Raw genomic sequence first — 18,183 nt, 5'->3', positions numbered from 1 at the left:
CGCCTCGCGCGAGGTCAGCCTCAGCGCACCCGAGGCATCACCCACGACCGATCTCGAGGCGGTCCGCGACGTCACCCGCGGCCGCAGCTGAGACCGGCAAGGCAGCGATGCGACAGCGGCGTGTCGAGATCCGACGAACCTGACGTCACGACGAAAGGAGTGACGAGATGAGAGCAGAGAACCTCGCCCCGATCTGGGGCGCTGTCACGGAGGCATTGAGCTCATGAGCGAGGCACACTTCGACTTCGCGACCTTCGCGTCGCTGGACTTCTCCAAGCCCGACCAGGTCCTTGCGGCCCTCGGCGTCGCTCCGCGCAGCACCGAAGCACACGTCACGCCTGTGCAGGTACCCATGCGGGACGGCATCAGGCTGGCCGCGGACCACTATGCGCCAGTCACGGGCGATTCCGCCCCCACCATCCTCGTCCGCTCGCCGTACGGGCGCGGCTTTCCCTACGACCTCATCGTCGCACGCGTCCTCGCCGGCGCCGGCTACCACGTTCTGCTGCAGAGCTGCCGCGGCACCGCCGACTCTCAGGGCGAGCTGCGGCCGATGGTCCAGGAGGCCAATGATGGCCAGGACACCGTCGAGTGGCTGCGAAGCCAGACCTGGTTCGACGGGCGACTCGGCCTGGTCGGCATGTCCTACCTCGCGCACTCTGTGTACGCGTTGCTCGAGGAGCCGCCAGCGGAAGTCAAGGCCGCGGTTCTGGTCGTCCCGCCCTACGAGTTCAACTTCATGCGCAACGGCGCCTTCACGCTCGAGGAGACGCTCAGCTGGAGCGACCTGGTGCGGCGCCGCTCCCCAGGGCACGAAGACCCGCTGCCCCCGGACGCCGCCCAGCGACTGCCGTTGACCGCGGGCGCCGAGCTCCTCGGCCCCACGGCACCGTGGTACGCGGAGTGGATCAGCCACCCCGAGCCCACCGATCCGTACTGGCACGACTACGACCACCACGCGGTACTGGCCCGATTGACGGTGCCGACCTTGCTCATCGGGGGGACGTACGACGCGTTCCTTCCGCAGACGGTGGGCGCATTCCAAGCGCTGCAGACCCGCGGCGTCGAATCCGCGCTCACTCTGGGGCCGTGGGTGCATACCGACGTAGTCGGACCCGGCGCCGCGGCCATGGTGGAGGAGACCGAGGCTTGGCTCAACGGCCACCTGCGTGCCGACGCCGCACCAGAGCCACGCCCAACGGTGCGACTGTACGTCCACGGTGCCGAGGAGTGGCGCGAGCTCTCGGAGCTTCCCAAGGCCGACGATGAGTGGGACCTGCGGCTGACTGCGTCGGGCACCCTGAGCGAGGCCGGAGACGAGAGCACCAGCGTCTTCACCTATGACCCGGCCGACCCGACGCCGACCGTGGGAGGACGGCGGGTCGCGCCGGACGGCGGCGCCCGGGACAACGCCCCCCGCGAGGAGCGCGACGACGTCCTGGTGTTCACCACTGACCCCCTGCCGGAAGCGGTCGAGATCCATGGCAACCCGAAGCTGACCGTTGGACTGAGCTCGAACAACGCGCACGCCGACCTGCACGCTCGACTGTGCGTCGTCGACCAGAACGGCCGTTCGACCAACTTCTCCGACGCCATGCTCCGACTGCCGGTGGTCGACGAGCCCGGAGCGGAACGATCCATCGACCTCACGCTCGACTTCGTCGCCCGCAAGATCAATCACGGGGAACGAATCCGCCTCCAGATCTCCGGAGGCTCTTTCCCCGAGTACGACCGCAACCTCGGCTCGGGCGAGCCGTCGGCGACCGGCACGACCCTCGTCTCCACCACCCATCGCATCAATCACGCGACCACTCGCCTCGCACTGCCGACGACTCAGGCGAAGTAGCCGCGACTCACATCTCTGAGAGGCAACACCAACGTGACCATTCTCGACAGTCTGACGACAGAAAACCCGACACCGAACCAAGACTTGGTCGGCCTACTCGGCGCCCATCTCATCTACATCTACGCCAATGGGTGGCAATACGATTTATACGTCAAGAACTCCGAAACCATCGACTATCGCATCCACTCAGGGATGGTCGGCGGGCGCTGGGTCAAAGACCAGGCCGTAGACATCGTCCGCATCGACGACGACACCTTCAAGCTGTCGTGGGCCGAGCCCACGGGCACATCCGTCGTCGTCACGGTCGTACCAGGCAAACGCTCGCTCCACGGCGTCATCTTCTTTCCCCGTTGGGTTCAGGAGTCGCCGCACAAGACCGTCACCTACCAGAATGCACACCTCGACGAGATGCGCACGTTGCGCGACGCCGGTCCGACATACCCGGTTTTCGTCGTCTCCGAGTTCGCGCGAATCACCTTCATGGAGTGGCTGGACATCGACGATGAGACGGTGATCAGCGTCCCCCCCTCCGAGCTCCCCGCCGGCTACGCTTCGCGCCTCAACTGACGGCTACCCGCCTCCCGCGAGGCTTGAACGACGACGAGGCGGCACTCCGGTCGGAGTGCCACCTCGCAGTCAGGCGTCGCCTCAAGGCTGCACCTCTCAGGCGTGGAACCGCATCGGCATCGTCGACCAGCTGTTGCGGATCACGTGGATCACGGGCTTCGCCTCGCCAGCGGCCTCGATCACGGAGAACCGATCCAGCATGGCGTTGAGCAGCATTGGGGCCTCGAGGCGGACGAGCGCGGCGCCCGCACAGACGTGCGCGCCGGTCGCCATCGCCAGCTGCTGCGCGCTCTCCTTGCGGGTGACGTCGAACCGATCGGCGTTCGGGAAGACGGCCTCGTCCCGGTTCGCGGCCATGTACATCAGGTAGGCGCGCTGACCCGCCTTGATCTCGTGTCCGTCGACGACAGTGTCGACGACGGCCGTGCGCCCGAACGCCCGGGCCGGGGTGACCCAGCGCATGACCTCCTCGACCGCCAGGGGCACCAGCGACCGGTCCGCGCGCAGGAGATCCCACTGATCGGGGTGCATGGCGAAGAGGTGGGCGAACCCGGCGAGCAGGGCCCGGGTCGTGTCGCTTCCCGCAGCCATGACGGTCATCGCGAACATGATGACATTGGCCTCGGAGAGCCTGTCGTTGTCCAGCTCCGAGTCGAGCAACACCGACAACAGGTCCACCCCGCCCGGGTTCTTCCGCTTCTCCGCCGCCTTCTCGATGATGAACTTCTGCAGGCTCTGGAATTCGCGCGCGGCGGCCTCGAGCTGCTCCATCGTGAGGTCGCCACCGAGCTTCTCGAGCTCGTCGCTCCAGAACTCGACCTTCTTGATGTCGGTGTCCGGCAGCCCGAGCAGGGTCGTCGCCGCCTTGATCGGCACCAGGCCGGCGATCTCCATCCAGTCGACGACCTTGCCGGGGGTGATCCGCCCCAGGAGATCGTCGATCGACGACGTGAGCTCGTCGGAGATGCGGCGCAGTGCCCGTGGTGCGAACGCGGGGGCGATGACCCGGCGCAGCTCGGTGTGCCGCGGCGGATCGGTGGTGCCGACCTGCTCGCCGCCCTTCGGGAAGAACATGTCGGTGAGGTTCTCGCCGTCGTCCGCGGCGCCGCTCGCGGCCTGCATGGCGGCGTACTTCCAGTCGTTCAGAAAGATCCCGCGGGAGCTGACGAACTCCCTCGGCCGGGCGGCGATCTCCTTGATGTGCGCGTGCCGGGTGATCACGAAGGTGTCGAGCGGCTCGTAGTAGTAGAACGGCTCGTTCTCCCGCATCCAGGCGAAGGTGGGCCAGGGGTCGTCGAGGTAGAACTGCGGGTTCTCGATCGCTACGAACGGGGTGGTGACACTGGTCACGATGCCTCCGGAAGATCGGCCGCGCCTGACGACGACGTCGCGACGCACGGAACTCAGCGGTTGGTGGGCGCCTGCGGGTGAGGTGCCAGCGAGTGGTCGAGGAGAGCCGGCGACGCGAGGCGGAACCCGTCCGACACGACCGCACCGATCGCGCCGAGCGCGACGGAAGGGCTCTTCATCATCGTCGACTCCCGAGTGACGGTGCGGGATGTGGCCGACGGCCCCGCGCCCCTCCGCGAACGGACGACGCTGTGATCGGCGGCACCCGACAACTTACGTTGCCCTGACAATCATGACAACACTTTTCGAACCTCGGATCGGACGTCCGATTCAGGCGAAGGCACGGCCCGCCGACACCGCGGTCCCGGTGATCCACGAACTTTCATCCGAAGCGAGAAACAAGGCGGTACACGCGACGGACTCGAGCGGCGCCGAGCCCGGCTCGACGGCGTTCACCCTGATGCGGTGTCGCCCCAGGTCCAGGGCGGCGCACCTGACGAGGGCGACGGTCGCGGCGGTGGCGACGCGAGCGGAACAGGGGCCGCCCGCGGGAGCCGTAATCGCGACGACGGCGCCGCGCTCCGCGGCGCGCATGCCGGGGGCGACCGCCTGGATGCCGTGCAGGAGACCGACGGCTCCCCCGGCGTAGGCGGCCCACAGCTGCTCGGCGGTCAAGGCGTGCACGGACGTGGGCGGCGTGCCCGTGACGAGGAGGTCCGGCGGGGCGCCGAACCGGTCGGCGCAAGTACGCACCGCCGTCCGCCAAGTCTCAGGATCGGCGGGGTCGAGGGACACAGCCGCGGTCGATGACGGCCCGGGGGGGCTCCGCGACGTCACCTCCGAACAGCACGCACGCGCCCTCCGCCGCGAATGCCGCTGCGACGTCGACCCCCGTCCCCACCACCGGAGCGATCCGGCCGGCAGGCGGCGGGTGACGAGACGGGCCGAGGCGGCGAAGACAGCCGCGGGCGTCGCCGGCGAGTCGGACTGCACCGACCGCGCGGTCGGGTCGACCGGTGCAGGCGGTGCGGTCGGACCCGACCGCGCTCGAAGGGCAGCGTGCTCGCCCGACTCGGGTGGCGTCGTCGGCTCGACGGGGAGCAAGGCCGGCGTCAGTGGGGGGAACAGTGTCGCCCGCACCCACATCGGCACCCCCGCGAGCCTCGTCCACCATCTCGCGCGGGCAGGGGCCGGGTGCGCGGGCGGATCGGCGGCCACGCCCGCAGAGTGGAGCACCCTCAGGTCTGGGGGTCCACTCGGACGTGGAAGGCGCGATCTGGGTCCTTCGAGGTCAGGGTACCGATCGCGTCGAGCGCCCGGGCCAGCGGATAGCTCGCGGTGACCATCGGGCCCAATGAGATCCGGCCGCTGTTGAGCGCCTCGACGGCCCGTCGGAAAGAGGCCGGCGTCTTGCTCGGGGGCGCCGTGATCGTCAGACGACGGTAGACGAGGTCGTCGATGTCGACGTCGAGCTTCACGCCCTTGCCCTTGAGGCCGCACAGCACGATGCGCGCGCCGGTGGTGGCCGCGGCGATCCCCTGCCGGGTCGCGATCCCGGACACCGGGGTCGTGTCGATGACGACCTGGTGCGAGCCGACCGCGTCCCGCAGCTCGTCCGGCTCCGCGGTCTTCACCACGACGGTCCGGTGCACGCCGAGCGCCTGGGCGAGATCGAGCCGCGACTGGTCGTGCGCCAGCCCGGTGATGGTGACGCTGCGGGCGCCGACGTAGAGCGCGGCCATGGCGCAGGCGATGCCCCGCGGCCCGGAGCCGAGGATCAGCACGTCGGTGTCCGGGGAGGCGCCGCCGGCCTCGACGGCCCACTGGAAGCCGTTGGCCAGCGGGTTGTGGAAGGCGAGGGCCTCGGTGCTCACCGACTCCTCGACCCGCACGAGCGACGTCGCCGGCGCCAGGTACATGTGGGTGGCGAAGCCACCCCACAGTCCGGGGAGGACCCGGGCGGGCATGGTGCCGTAGGTGCCCGGGTACGTGACGCATCGGCCGCCGCCGCGGCAGCCCTCACAGGTCCCACAGCGCAGCTGGGAGCTGACCGCGACCCGGTCGCCTTCCGTGATGCCCCACCGCTGCGCCGCGACCGGCCCCACCTTCAAGATTCGCCCGGTAGGCTCGTGACCGAGGACCATGGGCATCTCGTATCCCTCGACCTCGCCGTGCAGGAGCTCCCAATCCGAGCCGCAGACGCCATTGGTCTCGACGAGCAGTAGCCCGTCGTCCTTGCCGATCTCCGGGAGGGGCAGCTCGACGATGTCGAGCCCACCGCCTCCGGTCCCGACGGCGACCCTGGCGATCTCCTGGCCCATCGTTGCGCTCCTCTTCGAGACCTCGTCGATGCACACTGCCGCCCTCGACACTCTGGACTACGGCGCCGCAGACGTTACTCTGCCTACGATAACCAGTGAAAGCCTCAGAGTCTCCGTCGCCGCCGGCCCGAATCCGGCCCCGGGGACGTGGGCGTCCGCGAACCCCCACCTGCGGTGCGCGGCTCGCAGGCCAAGAGGACAGGAGCCACGCTGATGGACAGCCAACGGCACGCCGGCAAGGTCGCCGTCGTCACGGGAGCGGCCAACGGGATCGGCCGCGCGCTCGCCGCCCGGCTCGCGCGGGAGGGCGCGAAGGTGATCGGCTGCAACGTCAGCGAGGGCTCGCGCGCCAAGGCCGAGGAGTTCTTCGCGGCCGAGCAACTCGACGTGCGGCTCGTCCGCTGCGACATCACCGTCCAGGAGGAGGTGGACACGCTCGTCGCCGAGGCCGGCCCACGGATCGACCTGCTGGCCAACGTGGCCGGAGCGATGGACAACTACCTGCCTCTCGGCGATCTCGACGACGACACCTGGCACCGTGTCGTCGACGTCAACCTGACCGGCCTCATGCGGGTCTGTCGCGCGGTGCTCCCGTCGATGCTGCAGAACGGCGGCGGGGCAATGGTCACCGTCGGCTCGCGCGCCTCACTCGGTGCCGGACCCGCGGGTTTGGCCTACGCCACCACCAAGCACGGCCTCCTCGGCCTGGTCAAGAGCATCGCGTACTACTACGGCCCCCAGCAGGTCCGCTCCAACGCGGTGCTGCCCGGCGGCGTGCACTCCGAGATGCACACCAAGTCGAACCGCAGCGGCTGGGCGTTCGAGCGCGCCGGCCTGGCCAAGGCCACGATGGCGCCGAAGGCGCACGCGGACGAGATCGCCGCCGTCGTCTCGTGGCTCGGCAGCGACGAGGCCTCGCACGTCAACGGCGCGATTGTGTCTGCCGACGGCGGCTGGTCGAGCGCCTGAGAGCGCTGCTCGTCCCGGCCCCGACGCCGGACGGGCAGCGGATCAGGTGAACAGCTTGCGGGTGACCGTGCCCTCGAGGAGACGGCCGAAGACCGCGTCCGGGAAGTGGCCGCCGGCCATGTGCGTGCCAGGCTGCTCGAGCTCCCGGATCAGCGCCTCCTTGCTGCGCCGGGCCAAGTCGTAGTCGATGTCGAAGACGAAGTCCATCTCGGTGTCGCTGATCTCAGCGGGGCAGTGCACGGCGTCGCCGAGGACGATCACGCGCTCCTCGCCTGAGGAGACGACGAAGCTCAGGTGACCCGGGGTGTGGCCCGGGGTCGGCATGACGGTCAGGCCCGGCGCGGGCGTCGACGCTCCGTCGAGCAGGGTCAGCCGCGAGGAGATCGAGTCCAGCTCGAGCTTCGTGGGCGCCCCGGGCCTGCCCGCGACCGGCCCACTGGACCAGTAGTCCCACTCGACGTCGCCGACGAGATAGTCCGCGTTGACGAACGTCGGCGTGTGGTTGCCGTCGGCGTCCACGGTGGACGTCCAGCCGATGTGGTCCGGGTGGAGGTGCGACAGGACGACCATGTCTACGTTGTTCGCCGGCACCCCGGCGGACGCAAGGCCCTGCAGCAGCTCGCCGCCGAACATGTCCCCGTGGTGCGAGCCGCCAGACATCACGCTGATGTCGGCGACCGAACGCGGCCCGAAACCGGTGTCGATGACGACGTTCCTGCCGCCCGTCTGGACCAGCAGGCCACCGATGCTCATGACGAGCCAGTCGTTCTCGTCGATGTACTGCGAGTGCACCTCCCAGAACTCGGGGGTGCTCTTCGGATAGTGCTCCAGGGCGCGGACGTGGTGGATCCCATCGGGGATCCAGGTCAGCTTCGTCTCGCCGACCTGGAGGGAGTGCAGCGGTGCGCTCGTCGCCATGATGACCTCCTCTTCGTTGGCGGGTCACGGGCAGGGGGTACTGCGACCAGGCGGCGGCCGGTCCTCGCGGCCGCCACGCGGGGTCGGAGGTCAGCGCTGCGGGCGCAGCCTGGCCTGGATGCTCTTCACCCGGTCATCTCCCGGTAGCCGGCCACGCCGACACCAGCTGCCCGAGCGACGCGGCCGCCGCGTTCTCGGGGGGTGGCTCGCACCCCGACACCGCGGGTCGCCGTGTCGCCGCGGTGGGCCAGACCTCCTCTGCGCCGTCCACCCGGCCGAGATCGGCGCCGCGCTGCCATCGAAGGCCAGGGGGTGGTCGACCTGGGACATAGTGAAGGACCTCCCCCAGTGCGTCGGCGCTTCGGGTGGACAACCCGTAACAGTGTAGAGAGCCTGATTACCCTGACAAGCCTTGTTGCGCGATTACTCCGCAGAGCCCACGGCGAGTTCACCGGTCACCGGCGAGGTTGACAGCGGCTGTGGGCCTGATAACGATGTGCATGTTCGGTGCTCGGCACCCCCGGCGGCACCAGTCACGATGAGGAGACGGATGTGTCGAAGCTCGACGGCATCGCACCCGAGGTGGTAGAGCGCTACCACCTCGACCGGCTGCCCTTCCACCAGGCCGCGACCGCCCCGGACGAGCTCATGCGCCTTCGCGGGGCCCGGGTCGTGGTGACCGGCGGCGGCGGCGCCGATCTCGGCCAGGCCATCGTGCACCGCTTCGCCGCGCTGGGCGCCCATGTCGCGGCGCTGGACCTGGACCTCGAGTCCGCGCAGCGCGTCGCGGACGAGGCGAGCAAGAGTTGGGACGCCCAGGTCTTCGCCGTCAAGGCCGACGTCACCGACTGGAACGACGTCCACTCCGCGGTCAACCAGGCCGCCGAGTCGATGGGCGGGATCGACATCCTGGTAAATAATGCAGGCGGCGGCCTCAAGCTGCACGGGCCGTTCGTAGACATCCGCCCCGAGGACATGCGAAGGATCGTCGACCTCAACCTGTTCGGCGTGCTGTTCTCCACCCGCGCGGCGCTCGACCACATGCTGCCGCAGGACCGGGGCCGGATCATCAACATCGCCTCAGAGGGCGGCAAGATCAGCCTCGACGGCCTCGCCGTCTACAACTCCTGCAAGTCGGCGGCCATCGGCTTCACCCGCAACCTGGCGCGCGAGCTCAAGGAGACCCGCATCGGCGCGGTCGCGGTCTGCCCGGGTGTCATGGTCGGCCCCCACGCCCTCGCCCGCTTCTCGGGTGAGGGCTCGGAGGCCTCCATCGCGGTCCTCGGCAGCTCCTACGACAAGCTCACCGCGGGCCGATTCTCGCTGCCCGAGGAGGTCGCCAACATGGTCGCCTTCCTCGCGAGCGAGGCGGGCGAGTACGTGAACGGCACGGCTGTCAGCGTCGGCGGCGGCCTCTCCGACTGATCCGGGGCCACGGCCCCACCCGAAGGGAATCGACGATGACTCCTCCGTTCGACGGACAGGTGTGCCTGGTGACCGGTGCAGGCACCGGGATCGGGGCGGCGGTGGCCGAGCTGATGGCGGCGCGGGGTGCCCGCGTCGCCGTCGTCGGGCTGCCGACGGACCCGCTGCAGGACACCGTGGACCGGATCCGCAAGGACGGTGGGACCGCGCTCGCGGCGACGGCCGACGTGGCCGACGCAGCCCAGGTGCAGGAGGCCGTCGACCGGACCGTCGCGGAGTTCGGCGGCCTCGACCTCGCCGTCAACGCGGCGGGCATCGCCGGCGTCGAGTCGCTGCTGCACGAGCAGTCCGTCGAGGACTGGGACAGGGTGCTGCGGGTTAACCTCTTTGGCGTCTTCCACTCGGTGCGGGCGGAGATCAGCGCCATGATCGCCGGCGGTCGCTCCGGTCGGATCGTCAACATCGCCTCGGTGCAGGCCACGAACCCGCTCGGTCGGCGGGCGGCGTACACGTCGTCGAAGTTCGGCGTGATCGGCCTGACGAAGACGGTGGCGAAGGACTATGCGGATCGAGACATCCGGGTCAACGCCGTCTCCCCCGGAATCACCGACACTCCTATGCTGCGGGCGGGTGGGGCCACCGCCGACATGATCGCGGGCGAGGTGCCGATGAAGCGGGTGGCCGAGCCGATCGAGATGGCCCAGGCCGCGGCGTTCCTACTGTCGGACGAAGCCGCGTACATCACCGGTCAGGAAGTCGTGGTCGACGGAGGCTTCCTGCTGCGTCCCTGAACGGGTGCATTGACGCATGATCGAAACCATAGTTATGGTTTCCGTCCCCTCTCACCACAGGAGACGCGATGACGTCCAGCCTCACCGCCGAGGTCCGGATCGAGGACCCGACCTGGTACAACCACGACGCGTACGCCACGATCGCCCGGCTGCACGCCGAGCTGCCGGTGTACTTCTACGAACCGCTGTCGATGTGGATCCTCACGAAATATGAACATATTCAGCGGGTCGGGAAGAACCCTGCGATCTTCTCCAACGCCCACGGTCTGGTGCTGAACGACTTCCGCTTCGGCAACATCACCGCCCAGTTCTTCCCCAAGGGCGCCGAGAACTTCGCCCTCGCCGACCCGCCGCGGCACGACGACCTGCGGCGGATCCTCGTCCCGTCCTTCTCCGCCCGCCGGGTGAAGACGATCGAGGACGAAATCCGGGCCCGTTGCGCCGCCGTGTTGGACGGGCTCGAGCACGGGACCGCGGTCGACTGGTCCGGCCGGGTCGCCGAGTTCCTGACCGTGCAGTTGTTCTGTGCGCTGCTGGGGGTGCCGTTCGAGGACCGGGCGAAGGTCGCGGAGTGGGCCAAGCTGGTCAACCGGATGTCGGAAGCGATCTCCGCCGACGAGCTTCTGGCTGCCGCGGGTGATCTCGGCCCCATGGGCGCCTACTTCCAGGCCAAGCTCGAGGAGCGGTTCGCGAACCCGTCGGACGACGTGATCGGTGCGGTCGCCGCCGCCGTCCAGGACGGGCGGATCTCGATCGAGACGGCGCACATGTTCGTCACCGGCGTGATGACCGCGGGCAACGGCAACACGGTCAGCACCATCAACGGCGCCATGGTGGCGTTCGCAGAGAACCCGGAGCAACTGGCCCGGGTGCGTGAGGACCCCGGCCGCGCCCGCAACGCCGCGGAGGAGCTGCTGCGCTGGCTGAGCCCCATCCGCGCCTTCGGCCGCACGATCGTCGCAGACACCGACATGTTCGGGGTGCCGATGAGGAGCGGGCAGAGCGTGCTCAACCTCTACATGGCAGCCAACCGGGATCCCGAAGTCTTCCCGAACCCCGACGCGTTCGACGTCGACCGTGAGTTCGCCAAGCCCGCCATGTCCTTCGGCTACGGCCAGCACGCCTGCATCGGCGCAGTGCTCACCCGCACCGTCGTGCGCGTGGTCGTCGAGGAGTTCGCGGCGCGGTTCGGAGGAGTCGAGGTGGTGGCCGAGGAGTCCGAGCTCGACGAGACCTCGTTCCTCCTCAACCACCCGTGGCGGCGGCTGACGGCGGTGCTCCACTGAGGTCGTGAGGTTCCAGCCCGGGCGTGCCCGCCTCCTGTGGGAACTGGTCATCGGCGGCGACCCTTGCGCGCTCCGGAGCTGAGCGCCCCGGCAGACGCGAGCTGGACCCGCGAGCGTCACGGGGTCGGTGCATCGCGTCCGTGCCGCGGTAATGCACGATCCACCACGGGACGAACTCCGGTCGCCTCCCTCATCCGGGTCAGCCGTCTGGAACTCGGTCGGCGTGCAGCCGGTCGAGCGGAGGAGGCGCTGCTGCTGGCAGAGGACCCGACCGACGTCGGCCCGAGGACCGTAGCCGCTGGTGGTGCCGGCGACGACGAGCGCCTGCTCTCCGAGCGGGAGGTCACAGACACCCTGCGTCAGCAGCGACGGCGAGCCTGATCGCGGCTGAGGCGACGCCACCACTGGCATCCTGAACGAGTACCTGCTGGCCGGCCTGCAGGGTCGCCGGGGTGAACAGCATCCGACAGGCGGTGCCCTACTTTGCCGCGCCCCCTGGACAGCGGTGGGGCGCGGGTCGAGCACCACCGTGGACCGCTGCGTCACCCGTCCAGCAGATCGAGCATCCCGAGGAGCGCTGTGTCCAGTACGACTGACCAGAAGAGGGTCGACGTCCACGCTCACTTCCTGCCACGCGGGTTGCAGCCGTCCGCCGAGAGCCCGTTGCCGCGCCTCGAGCTGGACACCGAGGACACCGGGCGGATCATGATGGGGGACTCGACGTTCCGGCGAGTGCACCGCCCGTTGTGGGACGTCGAGGCCCGCGTGGCCCGGCTCGACGAGGCAGGCCTCGACGTACAGGTGGTGTCGCCGGTGCCGATCACCCTGACCGTGCAGGACGCCGGGTACCTGCACGAACAGAACATCCTTCTTGCCGATGAGGTCGCCCGCAGCGACGGGCGGTTGCTGGCGTTCGGGGCGGTTCCGCTGTGGGACACAGACGCCGCGGTCGCCGAGATCGAGGTGCTCGCGGCGACCCCCGGCCTCGTCGGGATCGAGACCGGAACGACCACCGACGGGCTGGAGTTCGACGCCCCCGAGCTCGAGCCCGTTCTCGCGGCGGCCCAGGAGCACGACCTGCCGCTGTTCGTGCACCCGACTGGGCAGGACGGGGCGATCCGGCGCCGGGGGGCCCCCTACACCTTCGGGATCGGAATGCACACCGACACCGCCCTGGTGGGCGCGGCATTGGTGTTCGGGGGCGTGCTGGAGAAGTTTCCGAGGCTGCGGGTCGCCCTTTCGCACGGCTGCGGGTCCCTGCCCTGGACCTTCCCGCGGATGACTTACCTGCTCGACGACGCCGCCACCGCCCAGGCCGATGCGCTGCTGCGCAGGATCTGGTGCGACACCCTGGTGTTCGAGCCGACCCACCTCGCCGTTCTCGCCCGGTCCTTCGGCGCCGACCACCTGCTGCTCGGCACGGACGACCCGTTCTACCCCAGCCCGCTCGTCGAGCTCCTCGGCATCACGAAAGAGGCGGTGGCCGTTGGCGCACTGAGCTCGCAGGAGGCCGCCGCTGTCGAGACCACCAACGCCTGGGAGTTCCTCGGGATCGACCAGGGCTGACGCGCGCCAGGTGTGCGATCGATGCAAGGGCGGGCGAGATCCTCGGAAGCCGGACCGCTGTTCCTCGAGCGCACCCACGAGGCCTTCTTTCCACACTCCCGCGATCGGGAAGAACCGGGAGCCGACGAGTGGATGTAGGCCGAGAGTGGACATTCCTCGCACGAGGGGCGAACGTGGATCGCGGCGTTCTCCGCCTTCGCCTCCGGCGGTGGCCACGAGGTGACCTCGCGCTTCTACGCGGCCGTCCCCTTGGTGGGTCGCCGGCTTCGCGGTCGCTACCGCAAGCCCGTCCGGCGCCCGGCGCGTGCGGCCTGCTGAGGTGCAGGACCGCACGCCGGCATTCAGAACCAGCAGTGAGCCGCCGTCGGTCAGACGGCCGCGACGTCGAACTCGTTCCCTTCGATGTCGGCCATCGTTACGAAACGGATGCGGTTGTTGATCTCGTTGAGCTTGGTCGCGCCCAGCCCGATCAGCCGCTCGACCTCGCTGTCCAGATCGCCGTGAGCGACGAGATCGAGGTGCATGCGGTTCTTGACCGTCTTGACCTCTGGCACCCTCCTGAAGCCGATCCGCGACCCGGGAACGGCCGGATCGGCCTCGATCTCGGCACCGTTCTCATCGGCTCCTTCCGCGAGCGGACGGCCCAGCGCCGCAGACCAGAAGGTCGCGATCGCCTTGGCGTCGTGGGCATCGATGGTGATGCCGAAGACTGAACTGGACATGCGCTCTCCTTCAAGGATGTCACGGCAGTGGCCTGGCGCGGGGCTCAATAGCGCGCTCGCCTCGTGCACAACAGGTGAACATTACTATAGTAGTTACTATTTTTGGCGACTGAACACGGGTTCCTGCGTATTTCCTCCGTCGAGACGCGTAAGACCGCGGTCCAGGAGCTCGCCGCCTGGGCTCTCAACGTGACCATGCACGAGGTTCCGGAGGACGTGGTCGCACTCGCCAAATTGCTTCTGGTCGATCAGCTGAGCCTCGCGCTGCGGGGATCGACCCGTGGTTCAGACGCGACCGACCCGCCTCCTCGCCGAGGACCTTGGCGCAACCGGTCCCGCGACGGTCGCTGACAGCGCGCTTCGCACCTCGGCCACCCAAGGCGGCGCATGTGAACAGCTCGTACGGGCCACAGCATGGAGTTCGGCGACTGCCACCTGACGCGTGGCATGCCGGCTCGAGCGTCGTACCCGCTGCCTACGCGGTGGCCGAGCAGCACGGCAGTTCCGGCGCCGACGTCCTTCGGAGCGATCATCATCGGCTGGCAGACGCACGTGGGACACATTCTTCCGCCTCGCGCCGGGGGTCGGGACGGTATTGCCGATGATCGACCTGGTCGCAGACCTCCAGGACGAGGGCGTGTTCGCCGCCGTCGACGTGGCCTCGGTCGACGTTGGCATGCCGGCGTTCGTGGTGGGCACGGCGAGAAGATCGTCCATCCGACCAACGACCAACGACAAGCGGCCTACGGACAGGCGGTGGGGGGTCGACTCTGTATCACTTCACCGGGATAGCACTGTATGCCGCCACGATGGCGCTGGCGAAGGGCTGGGCCAGGAAGGTGTGCGCCAACACCCTTGCAGCGCTCGATGGAAGAGGGCATGGGAGGCCGCCAGGCAACGCCGCAAGCAGAGCAGCATCCGACCGAACCCCGCTGGGCCGCCTCAACCGCGGGGCCGAACTCCTGCCTGCCGCGCTGTACCTCGCGAGCGATGCCTCCGCCGACGTCACGGGCGCCACGATCCGCGTAGACAGCGGCCGGGTCGACATCTAGAGCGCCCAGCGGTCCAGCACCGAGCCGCCGCCGTCGACGAGGAGGTCTGTGCCGGTGATGAATGCCGCCTCAGGACCACTCAAGAAGGCGACAGCCGCAGCGATCTCATCCGGCGTGCCGGCTCGCGGCACCGGTGCGGACTCAAGGCTCGCTCGCATGCGAGCGCCGCTCGGCCCCTCGAGCTCCTGCCTGCTCATCGGAGTCAAGGTGATGCCGGGGCTCACCGAGTTGATCCTGGCTCCGACCTTGCCCCAAGCGGACGCAGCTGCGCGCACCCGGAGCTGAACGCCCCGCTTGGCGAGGTGATAGGCCTTCCGAAGGTCGTTGCCGTCGACGTCGAGCTCGGGAAGAAGCAGCAGTCGATCTGCTGGCGTCATCGCGAGCAGGTCCTCTAGGGCCGTGTCGACGGGGTGGCGATAGCCAAACCGGCTGGCGATGCAGGTCATGCTCGTCCCGGCAACGGCGACAGCGCAGAACTCCTCGATGACGTGCGCCGCACCGACGAGATCGACCCGATAGATGTCGCGGCTGTTGGCCATCGTCGCCGAGATGCCCGCCGTGTGTACGACGGCCGCGATCGGCCCGACACCGCTCGCATGGTGAGCCAGCGATCCGACTGCCGAACGGTCGGTGATGTCCAGCGTCGCGACATCTACATCGTGGCCCTCGTCAGCGAGCATCTGCGCGACCTGGTCGTGTCGTGCCGAAGAGTTGTCGGCGAGGACCAGATGGCGCCCCGCGCCGAGCCGACGCGCGGTTGCGATTCCGATTCCGCCCAGGCCGATCACAACAACAACACCTGACACCACAGGCTCCGTCCGTCATACGCCGCGTACCAAGGAGACATAATAATAATAGGCATGGTCACCGCTCGTCGTCGCCACGACTTCTCAACTACGTCCCAGCGAGCTGTGGCGACCAGGGATGTTGTTGACAGGGCTGCAGGCGTGTCGGGTTGATCGAAGAAAGGACCTCCGGGCGAAGTGGGTGTGTCTGACGCACGCACCTCGAAACACCGGAGGCCCTCGGTGGCACACGCTAAGGCCCGCACGACCTATGGTCCGAAGGACGCCGCACCCCGGCCTCGACGCCCTCGCCCGAGCCCGCGTCAGCGCCGTCCCGGACAGCACCGCACACAGCGAGGAGGTGACCTCCACCGACATCCTCCAGGCGCTCAGCCGCCTCTTGTCAACGGATCTTGAAAACTGACCCCTCTGGGGACTCTGAATCTTGACCCCTCGGTGGTTGTCAGTCTCGGTCAGCGCGGTTCTGTTTGGCGAGGAGTTCGCGGCGTTGGCGGGTGCGGTAGGAGTCGCCGGTGAGGGTGAGGACCTCGGCGTGGTGGACGAGGCGGTCGATCATGGCCGCGGCGACGACGTCGTCGGAGAAGGTCTCGCCCCAGCGCCCGAAGGGCAGGTTCGAGGTGACCATGACCGAGCCGACCTCGTAGCGGGAGGCGATGAGCTGGAAGAACAGGTTCGCCGCGTCCTGGTCGAAGGGGATGTAGCCGACCTCATCGATGATGATCAGTTTGTAGCGGCGGATCTTCTTCAGCTCGGCCTCGAGGCGTCCGGCCTGGTGGGCGTCGGCGAGGCGGGTGATCCAGTTGTTCGCGGTGTCGAACAAGACCGAGTAGCCGGCGTGGGCGGCTTTGACCCCGAGCCCGATCGCCAGGTGGGTCTTCCCGAGCCCGGGTGGGCCGAGCAGGATCACGTTCTCCGCCTTCGCGACGAACAGTCCGGTGGCCAAGTGCGCCAACACATCCCGGCGCAGCGAGGGCAGGTGGTCGAGGTTGAAGTCCTCGATGGTCTTGACCGCCGGGAAGTGCGCGGTGCGGATGCGCATCATCGTGCCGGCGGACTCGCGTTCGGCGACCTGGCGCTGCAGGACCGCGGCCAGATACTCCTCGTGCGACCAGTTCTCGTCGCGGGCCTGGGCGGCGAGCTCTTCCCAGCAGCGCCCGATCGTCGGGGTCTTCAACACTCGAGCCAGGTAGGCCAGCATCGACGGGAGCCCGTCCGCCGGTGCCGTCGAGTTGGTGGTCGTCGCGGTCATGGGTTGCTCGCTTCCGCCGCCGGGGCGGCTGTCGGGTCCGTTGGGGCGGTGGGGCTGGTGGGGCTGGTGGGGTTGAAGTCGACGCCGAACAGGGCGTCGTAGTCGGGCAGGGCGCGGATCGCGACCGCGTGGCCGTCGCTGTGGCGGCGTGTCCCGCTCTGTTGAGCCTGCTGCTGGGCGCGGCGCTGCTCGGCCAACGCCAGGCGCATCTGGTGGGCGGTGGCGACGTGGCCGGGGTCGGTGATCACGGCGTGTTTGGCCCAGTTGCGCTCGTGCTCGGCGACCGGTGCGCCGTCGCAGAACACCAGCACCCGCGTCGGGGAGGCGACGATGTCGACGAACCGCCCGATCGCTCGCGGGTCGACGGAGTAGTCGCAGGTGTCGACGCGGACGTAGTAGTCGCGGGCGAGCCGGATCCGGTGGGTCAGCCCGACCGCGGGAGGCTCTGGTGGCAGCGGGGTCATCGCTTGGCGGTCGGTCTCGAGCAGGTCCACCGGCCGTGCCTGCAACGCCCGGATGATGCGGGAGTTCGCCCGGGGCAGCCAGGCCCCGAGCTGGTCGTTGAAGTCCTGCGGATCGGCGAACGCGCGGCCGGGCAGGAACGAGGTCTCGAAGAACCCGTTGTTGCGCTCGACCATGCCCTTGAACTCCGGGTCCCGCGGCGGCGCGAGTCGGATCCTGGTGGCCAACGTGCCGGCGAACGCGGCGGCCGGGACCGACACCCGCCCGGTGCCGCCGATCGCGGACTCTCGGTCCCACACCAGCGTCTTGGGCACCCGCCCGAGCTGGGAAATCAGCAGCCACATCCCGGCCAGGATGTCCCCGGCCTGCCGTGACGGGATCATCGTCGCGGACAGGAACCGGGAGAACGCCAACGTCACCACCAGCACTGGCACGATCCGGGCCTGCCGCTCCGCGACCGGCACCGGAGTCTCGGGGAACCACAGGTCGCACTGGGCGATCTCGCCGGGCTCATAGACGACCCTGTCGGCCGGGTCGATCCCCACGTACTCAGGTCGGATCCGCGCCAGCAGCTTCTTGAGCGGGCCTTCGGAGTAGGGCCAGCCGATCCGCTGCGCGATCACCGGCCCGGGCATCCGCGGCCACTCCATTAGCAGCGCCCGCACCTGCGGCTCGTAGGCGTCGGCGACCGAACCCCGCGACACCCGCTCATACTTCGGCGGGCCATCCGAGCGCAACGCCGCCCGCACCGTGTTGCGGGCGACCCCGAGCCGCCGGGCGATCTCCTTGATCGGCACACCCTCAGCCCGATGCAGGCGACGGATCTCCGCCCAGTCCTCCACGTTCAGCACCT

17 protein-coding genes are annotated in these 18,183 nt (G+C 69.0%); 8 read left to right on the top strand and 9 right to left on the bottom strand.

Going from position 1 to position 18,183, the window contains the following annotated elements; genetic code table 11:
- Nucleotides 1–223 precede the first annotated feature (223 nt).
- On the top strand, nucleotides 224–1,846 hold the full coding sequence (locus LWC35_RS11430; protein WP_232870036.1) for a CocE/NonD family hydrolase: 1,623 nt from the start codon (nucleotides 224–226) through the stop codon (nucleotides 1,844–1,846).
- 33 nt (nucleotides 1,847–1,879) lie between these two features.
- Nucleotides 1,880–2,413: a phenolic acid decarboxylase gene (locus tag LWC35_RS11425; RefSeq protein ID WP_232870035.1), complete on the top strand. Its 534-nt coding sequence runs from the start codon at nucleotides 1,880–1,882 to the stop codon at nucleotides 2,411–2,413.
- Between the two features lie 96 nt (nucleotides 2,414–2,509).
- Here the strand turns inward: LWC35_RS11425 and LWC35_RS40215 are convergent, their stop codons facing one another.
- From LWC35_RS40215 to LWC35_RS11410, 4 genes are all read right to left on the bottom strand, one after another.
- Nucleotides 2,510–3,763 carry a cytochrome P450 gene (locus LWC35_RS40215; protein ID WP_232870034.1) on the bottom strand — a complete coding sequence of 418 codons (1,254 nt, stop codon included), beginning with the start codon at nucleotides 3,761–3,763 and terminating at the stop codon, nucleotides 2,510–2,512.
- Between the two features lie 53 nt (nucleotides 3,764–3,816).
- Nucleotides 3,817–3,945: a hypothetical protein gene (locus LWC35_RS39130; protein WP_269803952.1), complete on the bottom strand. Its 129-nt coding sequence runs from the start codon at nucleotides 3,943–3,945 to the stop codon at nucleotides 3,817–3,819.
- Nucleotides 3,946–4,093: 148 nt separating this feature from the next.
- Nucleotides 4,094–4,909 carry an SDR family oxidoreductase gene (locus LWC35_RS11415; protein ID WP_232870096.1) on the bottom strand — a complete coding sequence of 272 codons (816 nt, stop codon included), beginning with the start codon at nucleotides 4,907–4,909 and terminating at the stop codon, nucleotides 4,094–4,096.
- 92 nt (nucleotides 4,910–5,001) lie between these two features.
- A complete protein-coding gene (locus LWC35_RS11410; protein ID WP_232870033.1) occupies nucleotides 5,002–6,084 on the bottom strand; it encodes a zinc-dependent alcohol dehydrogenase in 1,083 nt (360 codons plus the stop codon).
- Nucleotides 6,085–6,297: 213 nt separating this feature from the next.
- Between LWC35_RS11410 and LWC35_RS11405 the strand changes: the two genes are divergently transcribed.
- Nucleotides 6,298–7,053: an SDR family NAD(P)-dependent oxidoreductase gene (locus LWC35_RS11405; RefSeq protein ID WP_232870032.1), complete on the top strand. Its 756-nt coding sequence runs from the start codon at nucleotides 6,298–6,300 to the stop codon at nucleotides 7,051–7,053.
- Nucleotides 7,054–7,095: 42 nt separating this feature from the next.
- Here LWC35_RS11405 and LWC35_RS11400 read toward each other — a convergent pair whose 3' ends face one another.
- Nucleotides 7,096–7,971, bottom strand: coding sequence for an MBL fold metallo-hydrolase (locus LWC35_RS11400; RefSeq protein WP_232870031.1), 876 nt, complete (start codon nucleotides 7,969–7,971; stop codon nucleotides 7,096–7,098).
- Nucleotides 7,972–8,523: 552 nt separating this feature from the next.
- On the opposite strand from LWC35_RS11400, the gene LWC35_RS11395 reads away from it, so the two are divergent.
- The 4 genes from LWC35_RS11395 to LWC35_RS11380 all read left to right on the top strand — a co-directional run bounded on the left by LWC35_RS11395 (nucleotide 8,524) and on the right by LWC35_RS11380 (nucleotide 13,039).
- On the top strand, nucleotides 8,524–9,396 hold the full coding sequence (locus tag LWC35_RS11395) for an SDR family NAD(P)-dependent oxidoreductase (protein WP_232870030.1): 873 nt from the start codon (nucleotides 8,524–8,526) through the stop codon (nucleotides 9,394–9,396).
- 35 nt (nucleotides 9,397–9,431) lie between these two features.
- Nucleotides 9,432–10,187: an SDR family NAD(P)-dependent oxidoreductase gene (locus LWC35_RS11390; protein ID WP_232870029.1), complete on the top strand. Its 756-nt coding sequence runs from the start codon at nucleotides 9,432–9,434 to the stop codon at nucleotides 10,185–10,187.
- Nucleotides 10,188–10,255: 68 nt separating this feature from the next.
- The gene (locus LWC35_RS11385) at nucleotides 10,256–11,473 is read left to right on the top strand and encodes a cytochrome P450 (RefSeq protein WP_232870028.1); all 1,218 of its coding nucleotides are present in this window, start codon (nucleotides 10,256–10,258) and stop codon (nucleotides 11,471–11,473) included.
- Between the two features lie 579 nt (nucleotides 11,474–12,052).
- Nucleotides 12,053–13,039, top strand: a complete 987-nt coding sequence (locus tag LWC35_RS11380; RefSeq protein WP_232870027.1) for an amidohydrolase family protein — start codon at nucleotides 12,053–12,055, stop codon at nucleotides 13,037–13,039.
- A gap of 368 nt (nucleotides 13,040–13,407) precedes the next feature.
- Here LWC35_RS11380 and LWC35_RS11375 read toward each other — a convergent pair whose 3' ends face one another.
- A complete protein-coding gene (locus LWC35_RS11375; protein ID WP_232870026.1) occupies nucleotides 13,408–13,761 on the bottom strand; it encodes a VOC family protein in 354 nt (117 codons plus the stop codon).
- A 671-nt stretch (nucleotides 13,762–14,432) separates the two neighbouring features.
- Here LWC35_RS11375 and LWC35_RS39125 point away from each other — a divergent pair.
- A complete protein-coding gene (locus LWC35_RS39125; RefSeq protein ID WP_269803950.1) occupies nucleotides 14,433–14,813 on the top strand; it encodes an SDR family oxidoreductase in 381 nt (126 codons plus the stop codon).
- Here LWC35_RS39125 and LWC35_RS11365 read toward each other — a convergent pair.
- The 3 genes from LWC35_RS11365 to istA form a co-directional block, all read right to left on the bottom strand.
- Nucleotides 14,810–15,601, bottom strand: coding sequence for an SDR family oxidoreductase (locus LWC35_RS11365; RefSeq protein ID WP_232870024.1), 792 nt, complete (start codon nucleotides 15,599–15,601; stop codon nucleotides 14,810–14,812). The genes LWC35_RS39125 and LWC35_RS11365 overlap by 4 nt on opposite strands.
- Nucleotides 15,602–16,061: 460 nt before the next feature.
- Nucleotides 16,062–16,868: an IS21-like element helper ATPase IstB gene (gene istB, locus LWC35_RS11360; RefSeq protein WP_232870023.1), complete on the bottom strand. Its 807-nt coding sequence runs from the start codon at nucleotides 16,866–16,868 to the stop codon at nucleotides 16,062–16,064.
- Nucleotides 16,865–18,181 (bottom strand): IS21 family transposase, encoded by a 1,317-nt coding sequence (gene istA / locus LWC35_RS11355; RefSeq protein ID WP_232870022.1) that lies wholly within the window; start codon nucleotides 18,179–18,181, stop codon nucleotides 16,865–16,867. The genes istB and istA overlap by 4 nt, the downstream gene beginning before the upstream one ends.
- Nucleotides 18,182–18,183: the final 2 nt, after the last annotated feature.

Origin of the sequence: Pseudonocardia kujensis (assembly GCF_021283305.1) — a bacterium.
GTDB lineage: Bacteria > Actinomycetota > Actinomycetes > Mycobacteriales > Pseudonocardiaceae > Pseudonocardia > Pseudonocardia kujensis.
The sequence above is the reverse complement of the archived record's forward strand: the minus strand, read 5'-3'. Positions and strand labels throughout refer to the sequence as shown.